This is a genomic window from Pseudomonas sp. CH61 (assembly GCF_059429415.1).
In genome coordinates this window covers 5,858,274-5,878,213 of sequence record NZ_CM182098.1, presented here as the reverse complement: position 1 = coordinate 5,878,213, position 19,940 = coordinate 5,858,274, and the positions used below count along the sequence as shown (strand labels likewise).

Here is a 19,940-nt window from a genome sequence, read left to right as displayed (position 1 = left end):
AGCAGCGATGAAATTTCCTACTAAAAAAGTCAACGATTCAGCCGGGCTGAACTTTGCTGCGGCGTCTATCCTCAGAAGCCTTGCAAGTAAAACCACGACGGCGCGGCGTTTCCGCGCCAGATCTTGAGGAGGCAGACATGGCTATCGTGAAGAAAGCATCCGCACATTGGGCAGGCGATCTGAAAACCGGCATTGGCTCGATCTCCACAGAAACCGGGGTCCTCAGAGAAGCGCCGTACGGTTTCAAGGCGCGCTTCGAGGGCGGCAAAGGTACCAACCCGGAGGAACTGATCGGCGCCGCGCATGCCGGCTGCTTCTCCATGGCGTTTTCGATGATTTTGGGCGATGCGGGGCTGAAGGCCGACAGCATCGACACTCAGGCTGAAGTGACTCTGGATCAGGTCGATGGCGGCTTCGCGATCACCGCGGTGAAATTGATCCTCAAGGCGAAAATCCCTGGGGCGACGCAGGCGCAGTTTGAAGAGCTGAGCAACAAGGCCAAGGAAGGGTGCCCTGTGTCGAAAGTGCTGAATGCGAAGATTACGCTTGAGGCTTCGCTGGTCAGTTGATTCGGCGCTGGCCGGTCTGACGCCTTCGCGAGCAGGCTCGCTCCCACAGGGATTCGTGTGGCACACAGTTCCAAATGTGGGAGCGAGCCTGCTCGCGAAGGCGATTTCAAAATCAACACAAGGTTTGAAACCTTCAGCACAACTTGTGAGCGAAGTCAGAACCCTCGCTGTAAAAATATGGTCGAATAAGTGACAGCAGCTTCAGCGCACCCCCGTGCGCGCTGCCTCAGGGAGCTTCACTCATGAAACGTATTGGCTTGGCGATCCTCTGCAGTGCACTGGCCACCTCGGTAATTGCGGCACCCAAAGACTGCGAAGAATTGAAGAACGAGATTGAGGTCAAGATTCAGGCCAAAGCAGTGCCGTCCTACACACTGGAAATCGTAAGCAAGGAAGAAGCCGCAAAACATGACATCGCCATGGTGGTCGGTTCATGCGAGAACGGCACCAAAGCGATCATCTATCAGAAGAACGACAGCTGAGTTACCTCAGATAATGCAGTTGTAGTCGTAGTCCTCGGCGACGATTTCGCGCTTGGCGTTGTACAGCCGGGCACTCGGGGTGAACGCCAGCGAACGGCCCTCCAGCGTGTAACGCTGACCGGCCTCGAAATGGTCATAGCGGATGTACATGTAACACAACCGCTCTACCGGGCCGTTCATCAAACTGCCGCCACCACCAAACACTTCGAAATCGAACCGCACGCGCAATTCGTGGCTGCCGGGGGTGACCTGGAAGAAGCGCCCGTCATTCAGTCGTTGTTTGTCGAGGCGCTCGGCCATGAGCACCTTACCGCCGGGTGTCGGCGTCGAAAAATCGACCCAGGCCATCTGCGGATCGACCGGTGGCAACGGCGTCTGACAACCGGCCACAAGACTGGCAACGAGCAATAACAGCAACTGGCGCATGATGGATATCCAAAGATCTGAATATCCAGCATAGCGCCGATCAGCTGCTCTGGCAGCCTGCCGGCGTGCCCTGGCCTACCACTTTGCGCTGCTCGTCATAGAGCTTGGCCCATGGCCGAAAACCAATGCTGCCAGCCTGCAACTGATAACGCTGGCCGGCATTGAAGTCCTTGAATTTCACGTTCAATTGGCAATCGCGCCACAGCGGCTCAGCGTCAGGACCGATGTTGGTCGCCGCCACCGGAAACTGATAACGCACCTTCAATTCATGGCTGCCTGGCTGCACTTCAAAATAGCGTTTGTCGTCGGTCACGCTGCTATCGACCTTCAACGCTTGCAACGTCGTGTCCTGCTGCCGGGCATCGAGATCGACCCAGGCTTGCGAGGGATCAGGATCGGGCATTCCGAATCCGGCACAACCGGCCAGCGTCAGCAGGCCTCCTGACAGCATCAACATGCGCATAGCGGTGCTCCTTAAGGCGGGATAGTCTTGCGGGCAGACTCTCCGGGGGATTTCTTATTTTGAGCAGGCCGTTTCCAAGCCTTGGGTTACTTGATCGCGTTTTTCGAGTTTTGTTTCCGGGTGTGTTGTTTTTGTTGCTCAACGGTTGCGCCAGCGTCAGCTATTACGCTCAGTTGGCCAGCGGTCAGTTGCAATTGCTGCGGGCCCGAGAGCCTGTGGAAAAGGTGATTGCCGATCCGACCCGCGATGCCACTTTGCGAGCGCATCTGGCCCAGTCACAAAAAGCCCGCGCCTTTGCCAGCGAACATCTGCACCTGCCCGATAACCAGAGCTATCGCCTTTACGCCGATATCCATCGCCCGTACGTGGTGTGGAATGTGTTCGCCACTCAGGAGTTCTCCCTGACGCCACAGAATCATTGCTTCCCGATTGCCGGCTGCGTGGCCTATCGCGGTTATTACAGTCAGAGTGCCGCGCGAGGCGAAGCGGCGATCCAGCGCCTGCAGGGCATGGACGTGTCGATTGGCGGTGTCGAGGCTTACTCGACGCTCGGCTGGTTCAACGACCCGATCCTCAATTCGATGATGGGTTGGGGCGATGAGCGTCTGGCCACGCTGATCTTTCACGAGCTGGCGCACCAGCGTTTCTATGTGAAGGACGACACCGAATTCAACGAGTCCTTTGCCACGTTCGTCGAGCAGGAAGGCACGCGGCAGTGGCGGGCGTTTCGTGGCTTGCCGGCGGACACCGATTCACGGCTGAAGCAGCGCGATCAGTTTATTGAATTGGTCCTCGATACCCGCTCACGGCTGGAAAAGCTCTACGCGCAGTCAATACCGGTTGAGCAAATGCGCGAACACAAAGCAGCCGAGTTCGAACAGTTTCGCCGCGAATACCGAATGATGAGGGACAGCCAGTGGGCCGGGGACAAGCGTTATGACGCTTGGGTGAATACGCCGTTGAACAATGCGCGGTTGTTGCCGTTTGGGCTGTATGACCAATGGGTACCGGCGTTTGCGGCGTTGTTCAAGCAGGTTGGAGGGGATTGGCTGAGGTTTTATGCGCAGGTTGAGCGGTTGGGTGGGTTGCCGGTGGCTGAGCGCAAAGCGGCTTTGAAAATGTTGGCAGATCCAAACAGTTGAGTTGATTGGGAGTAAGTCATCGCGAGCAGGCTCACTCCTACAGGGGAATGCGTTCCAAATGTAGGAGTGAGCCTGCTCGCGATTGCAATCTAATCAGCGCTGCAAAAAGGCCTGATGCAACTCGTCCAAAGTTTCAAAGTGATAAGCCGGCGCCTCAGCATTCAACTCTTCAAAACTGCCAAACCCATAACCCACTGCCGCCGCATCCAGCCCATTGCTCCGGGCACCGATCAGGTCATGCTTGCGATCGCCAATCATCAGCGTATTCGCCGGATCCAGCCCTTCTTCCTCGATCAGATGCGCAATCAACTCAACCTTGTTGGTCCGCGTGCCATCCAGCTCACTGCCGTAAATCACCTTGAAGTGCCGGGCAAAATCAAAATGCCGGGCAATCTCGCGGGCAAATCCCCACGGCTTCGAGGTGGCGATATACAGCTGCCGGCCTTGGCCACTGAGGGTTTCCAGCAACGGCGTGACGCCATCGAACACACGGTTCTCGTACAGGCCCGTCACTTTGAAGCGCTCACGATAGAAATTCACCGCCTGCCACGCCTTGGCTTCATCAAAATCGTAGAACTGCATAAACGCCTGCAACAACGGCGGGCCGATGAAGTGTTCCAGCTTGGTCAGGTCCGGCTCGTCGATACCGAGCTTGGCGAGAGCGAACTGGATGGAACGGGTGATGCCCTCACGCGGGTCGGTCAGGGTGCCATCGAGGTCGAACAGTACGGTTTGGTAATGCATGGGAATTCCTGAGCGGTCGCGATTTCGATTCAGAGTGTGTCGTAGCCTTCGGCCAGATGCAGGTCCTTGAGTTTCACGTAGTTCGCCGCGCTGTAAGTGAAGAAGGCTTTTTCCTTGTCGGTGAGTTCTCGCACCTGTTTCACCGGGCTACCCACGTAGAGGAAGCCACTTTGCAGACGCTTGCCCGGCGGCACCAGGCTGCCGGCGCCGATGATCACGTCGTCCTCGACCACCGCGCCGTCCATGACGATGCTGCCCATGCCGATCAGCACGCGGCTGCCGACAGTGCAGCCATGCAGCATGACTTTATGGGCGATGGTCACATCATCGCCGATCAGCAGCGGGAAGCCGTCCGGATTGAACGGGCCGGCGTGGGTGATGTGCAGCACGCAACCGTCCTGCACACTGGTGCGCGCACCGATGCGGATGCGGTGCATGTCGCCACGGATCACGGTCAGCGGCCAGACCGAGCTGTCTTCACCGATTTCGACGTCGCCGATCACCACCGCCGAGCTGTCGACAAACGCGCCTTTGCAAAGGCTGGGGGTGTGATTCTGGTACTTGCGAACGGACACGATAATTTCTCTCTCTGTCGCCGATAGCTGCGGATGATGCCGATTGTAATTAAGATGGGGCAATGTTTCCCCAGCCAAGGTGCCAACCGTGAGCGTGAACAACCCTCTGCTGCAGTCCTATGACCTGCCACCGTTCTCCACGATCCGTGCCGAACACGTCCTGCCCGCCATCGAAACGATCCTGGCGGACAACCGCGCCGCCATTGCCGAAATCCTCAAGAGCCAAGGCCAGAACCCGACCTGGGCCGGCCTGGTTTTGGCGATGGACGAACTCAATGACCGCCTCGGCGCTGCCTGGAGCCCGGTCAGCCACCTCAACGCCGTGTGCAACAGCGCCGAACTGCGCGAAGCCTACGAGTCGTGCCTGCCAGCCCTGAGCGCCTACTCCACCGAAATGGGCCAGAACCGCGAGCTGTTCCAGGCTTATGAAGCACTGGCCAACAGCCCGGAAGCCGCCGGTTTCGACGTGGCGCAAAAGACTATTCTGGAACACGCCCTGCGTGACTTCCGTCTGTCGGGTATCGACCTGCCGGAAGCCGAGCAGAAACGCTACGCCGAAGTGCAAAGCAAACTGTCCGAGCTGGGCAGCCGCTTCTCCAATCAACTGCTCGACGCCACTCAGGCGTGGACCAAACACGTCAGCGAAGAAGCCGCCCTCGCCGGCCTGACCGACTCGGCCAAGGCGCAAATGGCTGCCGCCGCGCAGGCGAAAGGCCTCGATGGCTGGCTGATCACCCTGGAATTCCCGAGCTACTACGCGGTGATGACCTACGCGCAAGACCGTGCGCTGCGTGAAGAAGTCTACGCCGCCTACTGCACCCGCGCCTCGGATCAAGGCCCGAATGCTGGCCAGAATGACAATGGCCCGGTGATGGAAGAGATCCTCGACCTGCGTCAGGAACTGGCCAAACTCTTGGGTTTCGCCAGCTTCTCCGAGCTAAGCCTGGCCACCAAAATGGCTGAATCCAGCGATCAGGTGCTGAGCTTCCTGCGCGATCTGGCCAAGCGCAGCAAGCCGTTCGCTGAGCAGGATCTGCAACAGCTGCGCGCCTACGCCGCCGAACAGGGCTGCGCCGATCTGCAAAGCTGGGACAGCGGTTTCTACGGCGAAAAGCTGCGTGAACAACGCTACAGCGTCGCCCAGGAAACCCTGCGCGCCTACTTCCCGATCGACAAAGTACTGGGCGGTCTGTTTGCCATCGTCCAGCGTCTGTACGGCATCGAAATCGCCGAACAGAAAGGCTTCGACACCTGGCACCCGGACGTTCGCCTGTTCGAAATCAAGGAAAACGGTCTGCACGTCGGCCGCTTCTTCTTCGACCTCTATGCTCGCGCCAACAAGCGTGGCGGTGCGTGGATGGACGGCGCCCGCGACCGTCGTCGCACCGTCGACGGCGTGCTGCAAAGCCCGGTGGCCAACCTGGTGTGCAACTTCACCCCGGCCGACAGCGGCAAACCTGCGCTGTTGACCCACGATGAAGTGACCACGCTGTTCCACGAATTCGGTCATGGCCTGCATCACCTGCTGACCCGCGTTGATCACGCCGGTGTTTCCGGCATCAACGGCGTGGCGTGGGACGCGGTCGAGCTGCCGAGCCAATTCATGGAAAACTGGTGCTGGGAGCCGGAAGGCCTCGCGCTGATTTCCGGTCATTACGAAAGCGGCGAGCCGCTGCCCCAGGACCTGCTGGAAAAAATGCTCGCGGCGAAGAATTTCCAGTCCGGCCTGATGATGGTCCGTCAGCTGGAGTTCTCGCTGTTCGACTTCGAACTGCACGCCACCCACGGTGACGGCCGCAGCGTTGCGCAGGTGCTGGAAGGCGTGCGTGACGAAGTTTCTGTCATGCATCCACCGGCCTATAACCGCTTCCCGAACAGCTTCGCGCACATCTTTGCCGGCGGTTACGCGGCGGGTTACTACAGCTACAAGTGGGCTGAAGTGCTGTCGGCGGATGCCTTCTCGAAGTTTGAAGAGGACGGCGTGCTCAACGCAGAAACCGGCCGTGCCTTCCGCGAAGCGATTCTGGCGCGCGGCGGTTCGCAGGCACCGATGGTGCTGTTCGTCGACTTCCGTGGTCGTGAGCCGTCGATTGACGCACTGTTGCGCCACAGCGGCCTGAGTGAGGACGCGGCAGCATGAGTGAGGGGCCTGTGATTACCAAGAAACGCTTTATCGCCGGGGCGGTCTGCCCGGCGTGCAGCGAGCCGGACAAGTTGATGATGTGGAACGAAGACAGCGTGCCGCACCGTGAATGCGTGGCTTGCGGTTACTCCGACACGCTCAACGAGCAAGGTCTGTCGGTACCGAAAGAGCTGGGCACGCGGGTCAACACCAGCGCGCTGAACAAGCCTGCGCCGGACAAGACCGTGCAGGCGGTGCAGTTCTTTCCGAATCCGAAGCTGAAGAAGAAATCCGAAGACTGAGCGGCGGCTTGAAAACCTTCCACGATGCAATGTCGTGGAAGGTCGCGGATTACTTCAGATTGACGGACTGAAACCAGCTCTTCATCGAGCAAGTGGCGAACGCGCTGGTGCTGCAATCGCCATTGGCCAGCGCCGTGCGCAGCTTGTCGACATCGGCCTGCATCACATAGCGCACGCTGTCGCGGAAGTGCCCGCTCTCGCCAAAACCGCCCTGGGTCATCTCGCTCAAGGCATCCTCTTTGCTCCAGCCCTGAACCACCACGCGGTACATCGCCGCCATCAGACCCGTGCGGTCGGAGCCATGCTTGCAGTGCATCAATACCGGACCGTTGGCTTCGGCAGACTGAATAGCCCGCAAAGTCTTGAGCACATCGGCGTCGTCAACGTGGTTGGTGCGATACGGCAGTTGCACCTGGTTAATGCCGGGCTCGGACAACCAGTTGCTGTCGGCTTCCGGGAGGAAGTTGATCACCGTGGTGACTTTGAGATTTTTCAGCAACGGCACGGCGCCGCCATCCGGTAACGCGCTTCGATAGAGCGTCGGCGACATCTGGAACAGGTTGTATTGCACTTCGACCGGTTGCGCCCAATCAGCGGGACGGGCCGTCGCGGTTGCCGCAGCCTGGGCCGGCAGCCAGTGCAGCAGTGCTACAAGTGATAAACACAAAACAGGGAAAAAACGCACTCGGGACATGCTGGGGTAACCGTGTCGGGGTTCATCGGTGATAGGAACCGCAGCTTCGGCGTTGCGCGGTCAAAGCCCTGTGAGGCGCTTGTCAAAGAATCGTGAATCGGCATGGTTTCATTCACCGTCACGCAGAAAACCGCTGTTTTTTTCCGATGAATCGGTTCATCCAGAAGCTTAGCCTGCTACCATTTGTCACATGATGTTGCAGGCGCGTCGCCTTTTCCCGGGTCAGACCGCTGTCGTCGCGACGAAAAATCCTCAAGCCGTTCGCAGAAGCGGCTGTCCCCTAATGCCTGATGAGGTGCACCCCCATGTCTGATGAAGATCGAGACAACCCGCGGCGTGAGTTTTTGCGCAAATCCCTGACCCTGATTCCAGTGGTCACCCTGGCCGGCACCGGTCTGGGCAGCAGCGTCCTGCAAGCAGCGCCTGAAGCGGCACCGGCTGCGCCCGCGCCACAACCGGCTCGAGCTGACGCCAGCGTCTACCAACCGAGTTATTTCACCGCCGAAGAGTGGGCGTTTATCAACGCCGCCGTCGCGCAGTTGATCCCCAACGATGCCCAAGGCCCGGGCGCGCTCGAAGCCGGTGTGCCGGAATACATCGACCGTCAGATGAACACGCCGTATGCCGCCGGTGCCCTGTGGTACATGCAAGGCCCGTTCAATGCCGACGCCGCTCCGGAAATGGGCTGGCAGAGCAAACTGGTGCCCAAAGAGATTTATCGCCTCGGCATCGCCGCCGCGGATCAGTGGGCAAAATCCCTCAACGGTAAAGTATTTGCTGAGCAAGACAGCGCTACCCGAGACGATTTGCTCAAGCAACTCGAAGCCGGCAAACCTCAGTTTGACGCCGTTCCAGCGAAGATTTTCTTCAATCTGCTGCTGCAAAACACCAAGGAAGGGTTCTTCTGCGACCCGATCCACGGTGGCAACAAAGGCATGGTCGGCTGGACCATGATCGGCTTCCCCGGCGCCCGCGCCGATTTCATGGATTGGGTGGAACGCAACGAGCAATACCCCTTCCCGGCAGTTTCGATTCGCGGCGAGAGGGCGTAAGCATGGCAACGGTAATGAAGAAGGTTGACGCAGTGATCGTCGGTTTCGGCTGGACCGGCGCGATCATGGCCAAAGAGCTGACCGAAGCGGGTCTCAACGTGCTGGCGCTGGAGCGCGGGCCGATGCAGGACACTTACCCCGACGGCAACTATCCACAGGTGATCGACGAACTCACCTACAGCGTGCGCAAAAAACTTTTTCAGGACATCTCGAAAGAAACCGTCACCATCCGCCACAGCGTCAACGACATCGCCCTGCCGAACCGCCAGTTGGGCGCGTTCCTGCCGGGTAATGGTGTGGGCGGCGCCGGCCTGCATTGGTCGGGCGTGCACTTCCGGGTCGACCCGATCGAGTTGCGCATGCGCAGCCACTATGAAGAGCGCTACGGCAAAAGCTTTATCCCCAAGGACATGACTATCCAGGACTTCGGCGTCAGCTATGAAGAGCTGGAGCCGTTCTTCGATTTCGCCGAAAAAGTCTTCGGCACCTCCGGCCAGGCCTGGACCGTGAAAGGCCAACTGGTCGGTCAGGGCAAGGGCGGCAACCCCTACGCGCCGGATCGTTCCAACCCGTTCCCGCTGGAAGCGCAGAAGAATACGGTCTCCGCACAGCTGTTCGGCAAAGCGGCTACGGAAGTCGGTTACAAACCCTACAACCTGCCGTCCGCGAATACGTCAGGGCCGTACACCAATCCCTACGGCGCGCAGATGGGCCCATGCAACTTCTGCGGCTTCTGCAGCGGTTACGTCTGCTACATGTACTCCAAGGCTTCGCCAAACGTGAACATTCTGCCGGCGCTGAAACCTTTGCCGAATTTCGAGTTGCGGCCTAACTCTCACGTACTGCGGGTCAACCTCGACAGCACGAAATCCAAAGCCACCGGCGTGACCTACATCGACGGACAGGGTCGCGAGATCGAGCAACCGGCGGATCTGGTGATCCTCGGCGCGTTCCAGTTGCACAACGTGCGTCTGATGCTGCTCTCCGGCATCGGCAAGCCGTACGACCCGATCAGCGGCGAAGGCGTGGTCGGGCGTAACTTTGCCTACCAGAACATGGCGACCATCAAGGCGTTCTTCGACAAGGACACCCACACCAACAACTTCATTGGCGCTGGCGGCAACGGCGTGGCGCTGGACGATTTCAACGCCGACAACTTCGACCACGGCCCGCACGGCTTCGTCGGCGGCTCGCCGATGTGGGTCAACCAGGCCGGCAGCCGGCCGATTGCCGGTACCTCGAACCCGCCGGGCACCCCGGCCTGGGGCAGTGCGTGGAAACGCGCGACCGCCGATTACTACACCCATCAGGTGTCGATGGACGCCCACGGCGCGCATCAGTCCTACCGTGGCAACTACCTCGATCTCGATCCGGTGTACCGCGATGCCTACGGTTTGCCGCTGCTGCGAATGACCTTCGACTGGCAGGAAAACGACATCAAGATGAACCGCTTCATGGTCGAGAAAATGGGCAAGGTCGCTGAAGCGATGGGGCCGAAAGCGATTGCGGTGATCGGCAAGAAAGTCGGTGACCACTTCAATACGGCCTCGTACCAGACCACTCACCTTAACGGTGGCGCGATCATGGGCACCGATCCGAAGAAGAGCGCGCTGAACCGCTACTTGCAGAGCTGGGACGTGCACAACGTTTTCGTTCCGGGTGCCTCGGCATTCCCGCAAGGCCTCGGTTACAACCCGACCGGGCTGGTTGCCGCACTGACCTACTGGTCGGCGAAGGCGATCCGCGAGCAGTACCTGAAAAACCCCGGCCCGCTGGTTCAGGCTTAAGGAGCGATGACCATGAAAAATCTTGTTATCGCGACCCTGGCGCTGCTCGGCAGTGCCTCAATTCATGCGGCTGAAGTTGATCAAAGTCTGATCAAACAGGGCGAATATCTGGCACGCGCCGGTGACTGTGTGGCCTGCCACACCGCCAAGGGCGGCAAACCGTTCGCCGGTGGCCTGCCGATGGAAACCCCGATCGGCACGATCTACTCGACCAACATCACCCCGGACAAAACCGGCGTCGGTGAATACAGCTTCGAGGACTTCGACCAGGCCGTACGCCATGGCGTCGCCAAAAACGGTAGTACGTTGTACCCGGCGATGCCGTATCCGTCCTACGCGCGTGTCAGCGAAACCGACATGCAAGCGTTGTACGCGTACTTCATGCACGGCGTAGAACCGGTGGCGCAAGAGAACAAGGCCAGCGACATTCCGTGGCCACTCAGCATGCGCTGGCCGCTAATGGGCTGGCGCTGGATGTTTGCGCCAAAGGTCGAGGACTACAAAGCAACCGGTGACGACGCGGTCATCAACCGTGGCGCGTATCTGGTCGAAGGCCTCGGCCATTGCGGTGCCTGCCATACGCCACGTGCGCTGACCATGCAGGAGAAATCCCTGAGCGCCGCTGACGGTACAACCTTCCTCGCCGGCAGTGCGCCGCTGGAAGGCTGGATCGCCAAAAGTCTGCGCGGTGATCACAAGGATGGCCTCGGTAGCTGGAGCGAAGAGCAACTGGTGCAGTTCCTCAAGACCGGTCGCAGCGATCGCAGCGCGGTGTTCGGCGGCATGAGCGATGTGGTCACCCACAGCATGCAATACATGACGGATGCCGACCTGACGGCGATTGCCCGCTACCTCAAGTCGTTGCCGGCCAGTGATCCGAACGATCAACCGCATCAGTACGATGAAAAAGCCGCCAAAGCGCTGTGGAACGGCGATGACAGTCAACGTGGCGCTGCGGTCTACATCGACAACTGCGCAGCGTGCCACCGCACCGATGGCCACGGTTACACCCGGGTATTCCCCGCGCTGGCAGGTAATCCGGTGCTGCAATCGGAAGACCCGACTTCGTTGATCCACATCGTGCTCAAGGGCGGTACGTTGCCGGCGACGCACACGGCACCGTCGACCTTCACCATGCCCGGTTTCGCCTGGCGCCTGTCGGATCAGGAAGTGGCGGATGTGGTGAGTTTCATCCGTGGCAGTTGGGGCAACAAAGGTGCGCCGGTCAGTGCCAAAGAAGTTGCGGAGTTACGCAGCGACGATATGAAAACAACGTCCACCGATGATCTTGGCCAAATAACAGATCATCATTAAAAACTGAGACCCTGCATGAACCATTCATGCAGGGTTTTTTAATTACAGATATCGTAACAAACTTCAATCTTACGGATTAACGATACTTACATAGGTTTTGGCCAGGGAAATCAACTTTGCCTTGTCGTCGTTATCAATATCGCCATCACCGTCTACATCTTTCTTGTTGGTGCGAATAGTGAATGTCTTGCCACGGTCGCTGGACACCGCCACCACGTAGATCGAGTCGACCAGCGTCTCGGTGGGCAGCTCCTGCTCGGCGTTCCAGCCCAGCTCCTTACGCGCAAGTTGCATCGAAACAACAGTATTGGGCTCCGATGCATTGGGCAACATCAGTTGCATAAAGACGCCACGCTGATTGAGATAAGACATGAATTAAATCCTTTTAATCTAGTTATCGGACAAGTACCGATGGAAGTGGCCAAGACTATATTCGATAACTTGTCGCGACAATGGAACATATGTATCTCGGGTTGTATTTATCCTTCGCACCTCTATATAAACTTTTGAATTCAAAAAGATCCCATCGCTGAACGGTACTGGATCACACCGGGCACGCTCAGGTACTGTATGCATATACAGATCAGGAGCCCGCCCAATGATCAATCCTCTCCCGCCCCGCGGTCGCGGCACCGCGACCAACCCGCACAACCGCTTCGCGCCGAACCGCTCGGTGGCCGAGGATGACGGCTGGTATCAGGAAGTTCCTGAGACTCAGGGCACCGAGGTGATGATCGAAACCGCAAAAACCATCATCACTCGCAACACTTCACCGGATCTGCCTTTCGACCGCTCGATCAATCCTTATCGCGGCTGCGAACATGGCTGCATCTATTGCTACGCACGGCCCAGCCACGCTTACTGGGACATGTCGCCAGGGCTGGATTTCGAAACCAGGCTGATCGCCAAGACCAACGCCGCGCAAGTGCTGGAAGAACAACTCGGGAAAAAGGGTTATCAATGTGCGCCGATCAACCTGGGTTCCAACACCGACCCGTATCAGCCGATCGAGCGTGAGCACAAAATCACCCGCCAGATCCTCGAAGTGCTGCTGCGCTATAAGCACCCGGTGACCATCGTCACCAAGGGCTCGCTGATCCTGCGCGACCTCGATCTGCTCACCGAACTGGCGCAGCAACGGTTAGTAGCCGTGATGATCAGCCTGACCACGCTCGATGACGAACTCAAACGCATCCTCGAACCGCGCGCCGCTGCACCCAAGGCACGATTGCGCGCGATCCGGGTGATGCGCGAAGCAGGCATTCCCGTTGGTGTGCTGTGTTCACCGATGATTCCAATGATCAATGACAGTGAAATCGAAAATCTGCTCAACGAAGCCCACGCCGCCGGTGCGCAAAGTGCTGCGTACATGATGTTGCGTCTGCCGCTGGAAGTGGCGCCGCTGTTCGAGGAATGGCTTCAGGCGCACTACCCGCAACGCGCCGCGCACGTGCTGAGCCTGATCCGCCAGAGCCGTGGCGGCGAACTCTACGACAGCCGTTTTGGTGCACGCATGCGCGGCGAAGGGGTGTTCGCCGATCTGCTCGCGCAGCGGTTTGCCAAAGCAATCAAGCGTCTTGGCTTGAATCATCGCGAGGGCTATAACCTCGATTGCACGGCCTTCTGTCCGCCGGGTCGCCAGATGTCTTTGATTTAGCGACAATTGGCCTATGGTTGAGGGGTTGGAATCCTTCCGCCGAAATCACTCAGTCACGTTTTTTGTGACCTGGAACACACGTTCTAGAGCGTTTGATTCAGTTTGAGTTAAGTTTCGGCGGCTACCTTGTTCATCGAGTGACTGACGGGTCGGGATGACCCGGATGTTTAAACAGCCACTGGCTTCATACCGGAATACATGGGAATGACTCCCCTAATCCGCCAAAGAGGATGAATCATGAGTGACAAGGATAAACAGCCGTTGGCTGCGTCGGCGCAAACCCCTGAAGCGGAATCCGCCGATGCAGCGCTGCGACAGATCGTAGACGGCTTTTTGCATTTTCATCATGAGGTCTTCCCACAGCAGGAAGAGCTCTTCAAGAAACTTGCCACGGCCCAGGCGCCCAAGGCGATGTTCATCACCTGCGCCGACTCGCGCATCGTCCCCGAGCTGATTACTCACAGCTCGCCCGGCGATCTGTTCGTGACCCGTAACGTCGGCAACGTCGTGCCGCCTTACGGGCAGATGAACGGCGGCGTTTCCACCGCAATCGAATACGCGGTATTGGCGCTCGGCGTGCAGCACATCATCATCTGCGGCCACTCCGATTGCGGCGCCATGCGTGCAGTGCTCAATCCGGACAGTCTGGAAAAGATGCCGACAGTCAAAGCCTGGCTGCGCCACGCTGAAGTCGCGAAAACCATGGTGCATGAAAACTGTAACTGCGCCGACGAAAAAGAAAGCATGCCGATCCTCACCGAGGAAAACGTCATCGCCCAATTGCAGCACTTGCGTACCCATCCTTCGGTAGCCTCGCGCATGGCGAACGGTCATTTGTTCATCCATGGCTGGGTCTACGACATCGAAACCAGCGAAATCAAAGCTTACGACGCGGATCAGGGACGTTTCCTGCCGCTCGACGGCAGCCATCCAATTCCGGTGGCGACGCCCAAAGCGCGCTTCTAAATCCTCCTAAACATCTGTGTGGTTTGACGCCGGTCGCTGATTCAGCGACCCGGCCTTGCCATGCCTGAAGAAAACTTCGGGAGAATCGCCATGCGTGCGGCTCAATTGAAAGCGGTGTTGCCACGGGAGCTGCTCGCTTCAGTGGTTGTGTTTCTGGTCGCCCTGCCGCTGTGCATGGGTATTGCGATCGCCTCAGGGTTGCCACCGGCCAAAGGGCTGATCACCGGGATCATCGGTGGTCTGGTGGTCGGTTGGCTGGCGGGTTCGCCGTTGCAGGTCAGCGGGCCGGCGGCAGGTCTGGCGGTGTTGGTGTTCGAACTGGTGCGCCAGCACGGCATCGAGATGCTCGGACCGATTCTGCTGCTCGCCGGTTTTCTGCAACTGGTCGCCGGCCGCTTGAAACTGGGTTGCTGGTTTCGGGTCACGGCGCCAGCGGTGGTGTACGGGATGCTGGCGGGGATTGGCGTGTTGATCGTGCTGTCACAGGTGCATGTGATGCTTGATGCGTCACCCAAGCCTTCAGGGCTGGATAACCTCACGGCGTTCCCGGCTGCTGTGGCGCAGGCCTTGCCGTCGTTCGGCTGGCAGGCCGGGCTGCTCGGGCTGTCGACGATTGCGGTGATGTGGCTGTGGGAGAAGTTTCGCCCGCATTCGCTGCGCTTCGTGCCCGGGGCATTGCTCGGTGTCGGGCTGGCGACCGGCGCGAGTCTGCTGCTGGCGTTGCAGGTGAAGCGTGTTGAAGTGCCGGCGAATTTGGCCGAAGCCATCGATTGGCTGAAACCGGCGGACTTGCTCAGCCTGGCCGATCCGACGCTGTTGATCGCCGCGTTCGCCGTGGCGTTTATCGCCAGCGCGGAAACCTTGCTGTCCGCCGCAGCGGTGGATCGCATGCACAGCGGCGTACGTTCGGACTTCGACCGCGAACTGTCGGCGCAAGGGGTCGGCAACATGCTCTGCGGTCTGCTCGGCGCGCTGCCGATGACCGGGGTGATCGTGCGCAGTTCGGCCAACGTCCAGGCCGGTGCGACCACGCGTTACTCGACGATCTTCCATGGCCTGTGGCTGCTGGCATTCGTGCTGTTGCTGTCGAGTGTGCTGCAAAGCATTCCGGTGGCGAGTCTGGCCGGTGTGCTGGTTTACACCGGGTTCAAACTGGTCGATCTCAAAGCGTTTCGAGGTCTGGGTCGTTATGGGCGGATGCCGATGTTCACCTACGCGGCGACAGCGCTGGCGATTATCTTCACTGACCTGCTGACGGGCGTGTTGATCGGTTTCGGTCTGACGATGTTGAAACTGGCGTTCAAGGCGTCGCGGTTGAAGATCAGCCTGATCGATCTGCCACAGGATGGTGAGATGGAGTTGCGTCTGGTCGGTGCGGCGACATTCCTCAAGGTGCCGGCGCTGACGCAAGTGCTGGGCAGTATTCCGCAGGGGACGACGGTGCATGTGCCGCTCAATAACCTGAGCTACATCGACCATTCGTGTCTGGAGTTGCTGGAGGAGTGGGGCCGGGCGAATGCGGCGAAGGGCTCGAAGCTGTTGATTGAGTCGCGGGGGTTGAAGCGCAGGCTTGAGGGACGGATTCGCACAACAACAGGTATCGGTGCGGCCGGCTAAATCTCCGGGTTGAACTCAACCCCTGTAGGAGTGAGCCTGCTCGCGATGGCGGTGGGTCAGTCAACAGAGATGTTGAATGATCTATCGCAATCGCGAGCAGGCTCACTCCTACATTGGATCGTGTGAACTCAGGCAGCAGGCTGGTCCAGTTCCAGGCCCACACCCAGTCGGCGGCCCATGCACGGCCAGCGTTTCCACGCGGCGCCGGTGTCCGGGCTACTGAGTTTGTCGCGGTAAACCTCTACCGACTCCAGCGCAAAACTTTCGTCGTTGAGCATCTCGTCGATCGCGTGATGCACCGCTTCGTCCAGTTGGTTGGCAAATTCCTCACCGATCAATTGGTGAGCAATCAAGTTGGCGACCGTCATGTCCAAGGGGATCAGTGGCTGGCCGAAATGCTTGATGTACAGGTCGTTGACCTCTTCGACAAAACGGTGCGCCAGATAGGCTTCGTCGAGCAGGCTGTCCAGGCCAACGTGCCCGGCCATGATGGCTGGCGGCTGGAGGAAATACTGCTCGGCGATTTTCAGCACCGGTTTGATCTGCGATTCGATTCCCGCTTCCCTGGCAACTTCATTGGCTGCATCCAGCAGGTCTGGCACTTCATCGATATAGGCGGCGACAAAACGCGTCAGCACACCATTGGCGTCGGCTTCCGGCAATTGAATCGCCGGGTGTAAATGAGGCAGCTTGCTTTCCAGCTGACGGGTCAGCAGGCCGGTTTCTTTTTCGTGTTGTTGGGCTTTTTGGATCTGCTCGCGCAATGCGGCGGTGTTCATGAAAACTCCAGGAAACAAGGCAATGAAATAGGGAAGACATAACTTAGCTGGCTTACGAAAAATGCTAAGACGCATTTGTCATAATTATTTCATCCTTGATGCACCTGCGTTATATCGGTTTGCCACCACTCGTCTGCATCCTTCTCCATTCGTGCCCTTGAACGCAAGTGCCAGCTGTTTCAGTTGATTTACGTGCGCACATTGCAATTTCCCGTCGCTGTCTATACTCGCCAGTGAATGGAGTTAGCTGATGACGCCCGACTGCACCCGCAGCAAGGCCCGGCGATTCAAGTTCGTAGTCTGATGCAGCCGCTCCCTTGCCGCAGGCGTAAGCCGGCGGGATAACAAGAACGATAAGGGGAACCCGCAATGATGCGACATCCACACGTCTGGATGGGCCTCCTGTTGTGGTCGATTTTCAGTCCGGCACACGCCGCATGGACTGTGAATATGGCGCCTGGAGCGACTGAAATCAGTCACGCAGTATTCGACCTGCACATGACCATTTTCTGGATCTGTGTGGTGATCGGGATCATCGTCTTCGGCGCCATGTTCTGGTCGATGATGGTGCACCGCCGTTCTACCGGGCAGGTCGCCGCAAAATTCCACGAAAGCACCACCGTCGAGATTCTCTGGACCGTCGTACCGTTCCTGATTCTGGTAGCGATGGCCGTGCCGGCGACCGCCACCCTGATCAAGATGTACGACACCAGTGAGCCGGATATCGATATCCAGATCACCGGTTATCAGTGGAAGTGGCACTACAAATACCTGGGCCAGGACGTCGAGTTCTTCAGCAACCTGGCCACCCCCGCCGAACAGATCCACAACAAGGAAACCAAGGGCGAGCACTATTTGCTCGAGGTCGATAAGCCGCTCGTGCTGCCGACCGGCGCCAAGGTGCGCTTCCTCGTGACCTCGGCCGACGTTATCCACTCCTGGTGGGTGCCGGCCTTCGCGGTGAAACGCGACGCGATTCCGGGGTTCGTCAACGAAGCCTGGACGCGCATCGACAAGCCCGGAATCTACCGTGGCCAGTGCGCCGAACTGTGCGGCAAGGATCACGGCTTCATGCCGATCGTGGTCGAGGTCAAGGACAAGGCCGACTACGACAAGTGGCTCGCCGAGCGTAAAGCCGAGGCCGCGCAGCTGAAAGAGCTGACCAGCAAGGAATGGACCCTCGACGAACTCAAGGAACGTGGCGACAAGATCTATCACACCACCTGCGTTGCCTGTCACCAGGCCGAAGGTCAGGGCCTGCCGCCGATGTTCCCGGCGCTCAAGGGTTCGAAAATCGCCACCGGACCGAAAGAAGGCCACCTGAGCATTGTCTTCCACGGCAAGCCCGGCACTGCCATGGCGGCGTTCGGCAAACAGCTGTCGGAAGTCGATATCGCAGCGGTCGTGACCTACGAACGTAACGCCTGGGGCAACAACAAGGGCGACATGGTCACGCCAAAAGAAGTGCTGGAGCTGAAACAGGCGGAAAGCAAATGAGCCGGTCTATCGCGTACCTCGTGAACCGGCCGGGGCAGCGCGCCCCGGCCTGCCCCACCCACTCACGTAAAGGAGACCGGCCATGAGCGCTGTCATTGATGACCATGGTCATGCCGACCACGCCCACGGCCCCGCCAAAGGCCTGATGCGCTGGGTGCTGACCACCAACCACAAGGACATTGGCACGCTGTACCTGTGGTTTGCGTTTTCCATGTTCCTGCTCGGCGGTACGTTCGCGATGGTGATTCGCGCCGAACTGTTCCAGCCCGGATTGCAGATCGTCGAACCGGCGTTCTTCAACCAGATGACCACCATGCATGGTCTGGTGATGGTCTTCGGTGCGGTGATGCCAGCCTTCGTCGGCCTCGCCAACTGGATGATCCCGTTGATGATCGGCGCGCCGGATATGGCCCTGCCCCGGATGAACAACTTCAGCTTCTGGCTGTTGCCGGCGGCGTTCCTGATCCTCGTGTCGACCCTGTTCACCCCCGGTGGCGGGCCGAACTTCGGCTGGACGTTCTATGCGCCGCTGTCGACGACCTACGCACCGGAAAGCGTGACTTTCTTCATTTTCGCCATCCACTTGATGGGGATCAGTTCGATCATGGGTGCGATCAACGTGATCGCGACCATTCTCAACCTGCGTGCTCCCGGCATGACCCTGATGAAAATGCCGCTGTTCGTCTGGACCTGGCTGATCACCGCGTTCCTGCTGATTGCGGTGATGCCGGTACTGGCCGGGTGCGTGACGATGATGTTGATGGACATCCACTTCGGCACCAGTTTCTTCAGTGCTGCCGGTGGCGGTGACCCGGTGTTGTTCCAGCATGTGTTCTGGTTCTTCGGCCATCCCGAGGTGTACATCATGATCCTGCCGGCCTTCGGCGCCGTCAGCTCAATCATCCCGACCTTCTCGCGCAAGCCGCTGTTCGGCTACACCTCGATGGTCTACGCGACGGCGAGCATCGCCTTCCTGTCGTTCATCGTCTGGGCGCACCACATGTTCGTGGTCGGCATTCCGTTGGTGGGCGAGCTGTTCTTCATGTACGCCACGCTGCTGATCGCGGTGCCGACCGGGGTGAAGGTGTTCAACTGGGCCAGCACGATGTGGCAAGGCTCGCTGACCTTCGAAACGCCGATGCTGTTTGCCGTGGCGTTCGTGATCCTGTTCTCCATCGGTGGTTTCTCCGGGCTGATGCTGGCCATCGCCCCGGCGGACTTCCAGTATCAGGACACCTACTTTGTGGTCGCACACTTCCACTACGTGCTGGTGCCGGGGGCGATCTTCGGGATCTTCGCCTCGACCTACTACTGGCTGCCGAAATGGACCGGGCACATGTACGACGAAACCCTCGGCAAGCTGCATTTCTGGCTGTCGTTCGTCGGCATGAATCTGACCTTTTTCCCGATGCACTTCGTCGGTCTTGCGGGAATGCCGCGACGGATTCCGGACTACAACCTGCAGTTCGCCGACTTCAACATGGTCTCCTCGATTGGCGCGTTCATGTTTGGTGCGACGCAGATTTTCTTCCTGTTCATCGTGATCAAGACCATTCGCGGCGGCCCGCCAGCGCCGGCCAAACCATGGGATGGCGCGGAAGGTCTGGAGTGGAGCGTGCCTTCGCCGGCGCCGTATCACACCTTCACCACGCCGCCGGAAGTGAAATGAACAGAGATCTCCCTGTGGGAGCGAGCCTGCTCGCGAAGAACGATGACGCGGTTCATCTGGTGCACCGAGTTGTCTGCTTCGCG

20 protein-coding genes are annotated in these 19,940 nt (G+C 58.9%); 13 read left to right on the top strand and 7 right to left on the bottom strand.

The features are described 5' to 3' along the window. Nucleotides 1–137: 137 nt before the first annotated feature. Together AC5SEM_RS26550 and AC5SEM_RS26545 are read left to right on the top strand one after the other, a co-directional pair. Complete coding sequence (locus AC5SEM_RS26550) at nt 138–569, top strand: OsmC family protein (protein ID WP_034152273.1); 432 nt, start codon at nt 138–140, stop codon at nt 567–569. A 242-nt stretch (nt 570–811) separates the two neighbouring features. Then, a complete protein-coding gene (locus tag AC5SEM_RS26545; RefSeq protein WP_077575224.1) occupies nt 812–1,051 on the top strand; it encodes a DUF1161 domain-containing protein in 240 nt (79 codons plus the stop codon). A 6-nt stretch (nt 1,052–1,057) separates the two neighbouring features. On the opposite strand, the gene AC5SEM_RS26540 is transcribed toward AC5SEM_RS26545, so the two are convergent. Both AC5SEM_RS26540 and AC5SEM_RS26535 read right to left on the bottom strand, forming a co-directional pair. Further along, nucleotides 1,058–1,477 (bottom strand): PA0061/PA0062 family lipoprotein, encoded by a 420-nt coding sequence (locus AC5SEM_RS26540; RefSeq protein ID WP_077575223.1) that lies wholly within the window; start codon nt 1,475–1,477, stop codon nt 1,058–1,060. A 40-nt stretch (nt 1,478–1,517) separates the two neighbouring features. Beyond that, complete coding sequence (locus AC5SEM_RS26535; RefSeq protein ID WP_077575222.1) at nt 1,518–1,940, bottom strand: PA0061/PA0062 family lipoprotein; 423 nt, start codon at nt 1,938–1,940, stop codon at nt 1,518–1,520. Nucleotides 1,941–1,999: 59 nt separating this feature from the next. On the opposite strand from AC5SEM_RS26535, the gene AC5SEM_RS26530 reads away from it, so the two are divergent. Beyond that, nucleotides 2,000–3,082 (top strand): aminopeptidase, encoded by a 1,083-nt coding sequence (locus tag AC5SEM_RS26530; RefSeq protein WP_077575221.1) that lies wholly within the window; start codon nt 2,000–2,002, stop codon nt 3,080–3,082. 93 nt (nt 3,083–3,175) lie between these two features. Here the strand turns inward: AC5SEM_RS26530 and AC5SEM_RS26525 are convergent, their stop codons facing one another. Next, entirely contained in the window at nt 3,176–3,826 is a 651-nt protein-coding gene (locus AC5SEM_RS26525; protein WP_495471613.1) for an HAD family hydrolase, read from the bottom strand. Nucleotides 3,827–3,855: 29 nt separating this feature from the next. Next, nucleotides 3,856–4,401: a gamma carbonic anhydrase family protein gene (locus tag AC5SEM_RS26520; RefSeq protein ID WP_116028656.1), complete on the bottom strand. Its 546-nt coding sequence runs from the start codon at nt 4,399–4,401 to the stop codon at nt 3,856–3,858. A gap of 88 nt (nt 4,402–4,489) precedes the next feature. Here AC5SEM_RS26520 and prlC point away from each other — a divergent pair, with 88 nt between their 5' ends. Both prlC and AC5SEM_RS26510 read left to right on the top strand, forming a co-directional pair. After that, nucleotides 4,490–6,541, top strand: a complete 2,052-nt coding sequence (prlC, locus tag AC5SEM_RS26515; protein ID WP_495471612.1) for an oligopeptidase A — start codon at nt 4,490–4,492, stop codon at nt 6,539–6,541. Continuing rightward, nucleotides 6,538–6,825, top strand: coding sequence for a YheV family putative zinc ribbon protein (locus tag AC5SEM_RS26510; RefSeq protein WP_077575217.1), 288 nt, complete (start codon nt 6,538–6,540; stop codon nt 6,823–6,825). Before prlC ends, AC5SEM_RS26510 begins: the two co-directional genes overlap by 4 nt. Nucleotides 6,826–6,874: 49 nt before the next feature. On the opposite strand, the gene AC5SEM_RS26505 is transcribed toward AC5SEM_RS26510, so the two are convergent. Continuing rightward, complete coding sequence (locus AC5SEM_RS26505) at nt 6,875–7,519, bottom strand: dual specificity protein phosphatase family protein (protein ID WP_495471611.1); 645 nt, start codon at nt 7,517–7,519, stop codon at nt 6,875–6,877. A gap of 305 nt (nt 7,520–7,824) precedes the next feature. Between AC5SEM_RS26505 and AC5SEM_RS26500 the strand changes: the two genes are divergently transcribed. Genes AC5SEM_RS26500 through AC5SEM_RS26490 form a run of 3 tightly spaced genes read left to right on the top strand, consistent with a single transcriptional unit; the run spans nt 7,825 to nt 11,672 of the window. Then, complete coding sequence (locus AC5SEM_RS26500; RefSeq protein ID WP_137219433.1) at nt 7,825–8,571, top strand: gluconate 2-dehydrogenase subunit 3 family protein; 747 nt, start codon at nt 7,825–7,827, stop codon at nt 8,569–8,571. 2 nt (nt 8,572–8,573) lie between these two features. Further along, nucleotides 8,574–10,358: a GMC family oxidoreductase gene (locus AC5SEM_RS26495; RefSeq protein WP_016983441.1), complete on the top strand. Its 1,785-nt coding sequence runs from the start codon at nt 8,574–8,576 to the stop codon at nt 10,356–10,358. A 12-nt stretch (nt 10,359–10,370) separates the two neighbouring features. Continuing rightward, nucleotides 10,371–11,672: a c-type cytochrome gene (locus AC5SEM_RS26490; RefSeq protein ID WP_495471610.1), complete on the top strand. Its 1,302-nt coding sequence runs from the start codon at nt 10,371–10,373 to the stop codon at nt 11,670–11,672. 69 nt (nt 11,673–11,741) lie between these two features. On the opposite strand, the gene AC5SEM_RS26485 is transcribed toward AC5SEM_RS26490, so the two are convergent. Next, nucleotides 11,742–12,044, bottom strand: coding sequence for a hypothetical protein (locus AC5SEM_RS26485; protein ID WP_331693340.1), 303 nt, complete (start codon nt 12,042–12,044; stop codon nt 11,742–11,744). Nucleotides 12,045–12,270: 226 nt separating this feature from the next. Between AC5SEM_RS26485 and AC5SEM_RS26480 the strand changes: the two genes are divergently transcribed. The 3 genes from AC5SEM_RS26480 to AC5SEM_RS26470 all read left to right on the top strand — a co-directional run bounded on the left by AC5SEM_RS26480 (nt 12,271) and on the right by AC5SEM_RS26470 (nt 15,912). Then, entirely contained in the window at nt 12,271–13,329 is a 1,059-nt protein-coding gene (locus AC5SEM_RS26480; RefSeq protein ID WP_077575212.1) for a PA0069 family radical SAM protein, read from the top strand. Between the two features lie 237 nt (nt 13,330–13,566). Next, nucleotides 13,567–14,295: a carbonic anhydrase gene (locus AC5SEM_RS26475; RefSeq protein WP_007911720.1), complete on the top strand. Its 729-nt coding sequence runs from the start codon at nt 13,567–13,569 to the stop codon at nt 14,293–14,295. Nucleotides 14,296–14,385: 90 nt separating this feature from the next. Beyond that, nucleotides 14,386–15,912 carry a SulP family inorganic anion transporter gene (locus tag AC5SEM_RS26470; protein WP_016983437.1) on the top strand — a complete coding sequence of 509 codons (1,527 nt, stop codon included), beginning with the start codon at nt 14,386–14,388 and terminating at the stop codon, nt 15,910–15,912. A 128-nt stretch (nt 15,913–16,040) separates the two neighbouring features. Here AC5SEM_RS26470 and AC5SEM_RS26465 read toward each other — a convergent pair whose 3' ends face one another. Continuing rightward, nucleotides 16,041–16,691 carry a hypothetical protein gene (locus AC5SEM_RS26465; RefSeq protein WP_038365058.1) on the bottom strand — a complete coding sequence of 217 codons (651 nt, stop codon included), beginning with the start codon at nt 16,689–16,691 and terminating at the stop codon, nt 16,041–16,043. Nucleotides 16,692–17,060: 369 nt separating this feature from the next. Here AC5SEM_RS26465 and coxB point away from each other — a divergent pair, with 369 nt between their 5' ends. Both coxB and ctaD read left to right on the top strand, forming a co-directional pair. Next, nucleotides 17,061–18,188, top strand: a complete 1,128-nt coding sequence (gene coxB, locus AC5SEM_RS26460) for a cytochrome c oxidase subunit II (protein WP_077575211.1) — start codon at nt 17,061–17,063, stop codon at nt 18,186–18,188. Between the two features lie 82 nt (nt 18,189–18,270). Then, nucleotides 18,271–19,857 (top strand): cytochrome c oxidase subunit I, encoded by a 1,587-nt coding sequence (gene ctaD, locus AC5SEM_RS26455; protein ID WP_034152254.1) that lies wholly within the window; start codon nt 18,271–18,273, stop codon nt 19,855–19,857. Nucleotides 19,858–19,940 lie beyond the last annotated feature (83 nt).

Coding starts and splice junctions, on each gene's coding strand:
- AC5SEM_RS26500 (WP_137219433.1), top strand. CDS start 7,825: ATGTCTGATGAAGATCGAGACAACCCGCGGCGTGAGTTTTTGCGCAAA.
- AC5SEM_RS26480 (WP_077575212.1), top strand. CDS start 12,271: ATGATCAATCCTCTCCCGCCCCGCGGTCGCGGCACCGCGACCAACCCG.
- AC5SEM_RS26510 (WP_077575217.1), top strand. CDS start 6,538: ATGAGTGAGGGGCCTGTGATTACCAAGAAACGCTTTATCGCCGGGGCG.
- AC5SEM_RS26465 (WP_038365058.1), bottom strand. CDS start 16,691: ATGAACACCGCCGCATTGCGCGAGCAGATCCAAAAAGCCCAACAACAC.
- AC5SEM_RS26540 (WP_077575223.1), bottom strand. CDS start 1,477: ATGCGCCAGTTGCTGTTATTGCTCGTTGCCAGTCTTGTGGCCGGTTGT.
- AC5SEM_RS26485 (WP_331693340.1), bottom strand. CDS start 12,044: ATGTCTTATCTCAATCAGCGTGGCGTCTTTATGCAACTGATGTTGCCC.
- AC5SEM_RS26475 (WP_007911720.1), top strand. CDS start 13,567: ATGAGTGACAAGGATAAACAGCCGTTGGCTGCGTCGGCGCAAACCCCT.
- AC5SEM_RS26535 (WP_077575222.1), bottom strand. CDS start 1,940: ATGCGCATGTTGATGCTGTCAGGAGGCCTGCTGACGCTGGCCGGTTGT.
- AC5SEM_RS26495 (WP_016983441.1), top strand. CDS start 8,574: ATGGCAACGGTAATGAAGAAGGTTGACGCAGTGATCGTCGGTTTCGGC.
- AC5SEM_RS26505 (WP_495471611.1), bottom strand. CDS start 7,519: ATGTCCCGAGTGCGTTTTTTCCCTGTTTTGTGTTTATCACTTGTAGCA.
- AC5SEM_RS26525 (WP_495471613.1), bottom strand. CDS start 3,826: ATGCATTACCAAACCGTACTGTTCGACCTCGATGGCACCCTGACCGAC.
- AC5SEM_RS26545 (WP_077575224.1), top strand. CDS start 812: ATGAAACGTATTGGCTTGGCGATCCTCTGCAGTGCACTGGCCACCTCG.
- AC5SEM_RS26470 (WP_016983437.1), top strand. CDS start 14,386: ATGCGTGCGGCTCAATTGAAAGCGGTGTTGCCACGGGAGCTGCTCGCT.
- coxB (WP_077575211.1), top strand. CDS start 17,061: ATGATGCGACATCCACACGTCTGGATGGGCCTCCTGTTGTGGTCGATT.
- ctaD (WP_034152254.1), top strand. CDS start 18,271: ATGAGCGCTGTCATTGATGACCATGGTCATGCCGACCACGCCCACGGC.
- AC5SEM_RS26490 (WP_495471610.1), top strand. CDS start 10,371: ATGAAAAATCTTGTTATCGCGACCCTGGCGCTGCTCGGCAGTGCCTCA.
- AC5SEM_RS26550 (WP_034152273.1), top strand. CDS start 138: ATGGCTATCGTGAAGAAAGCATCCGCACATTGGGCAGGCGATCTGAAA.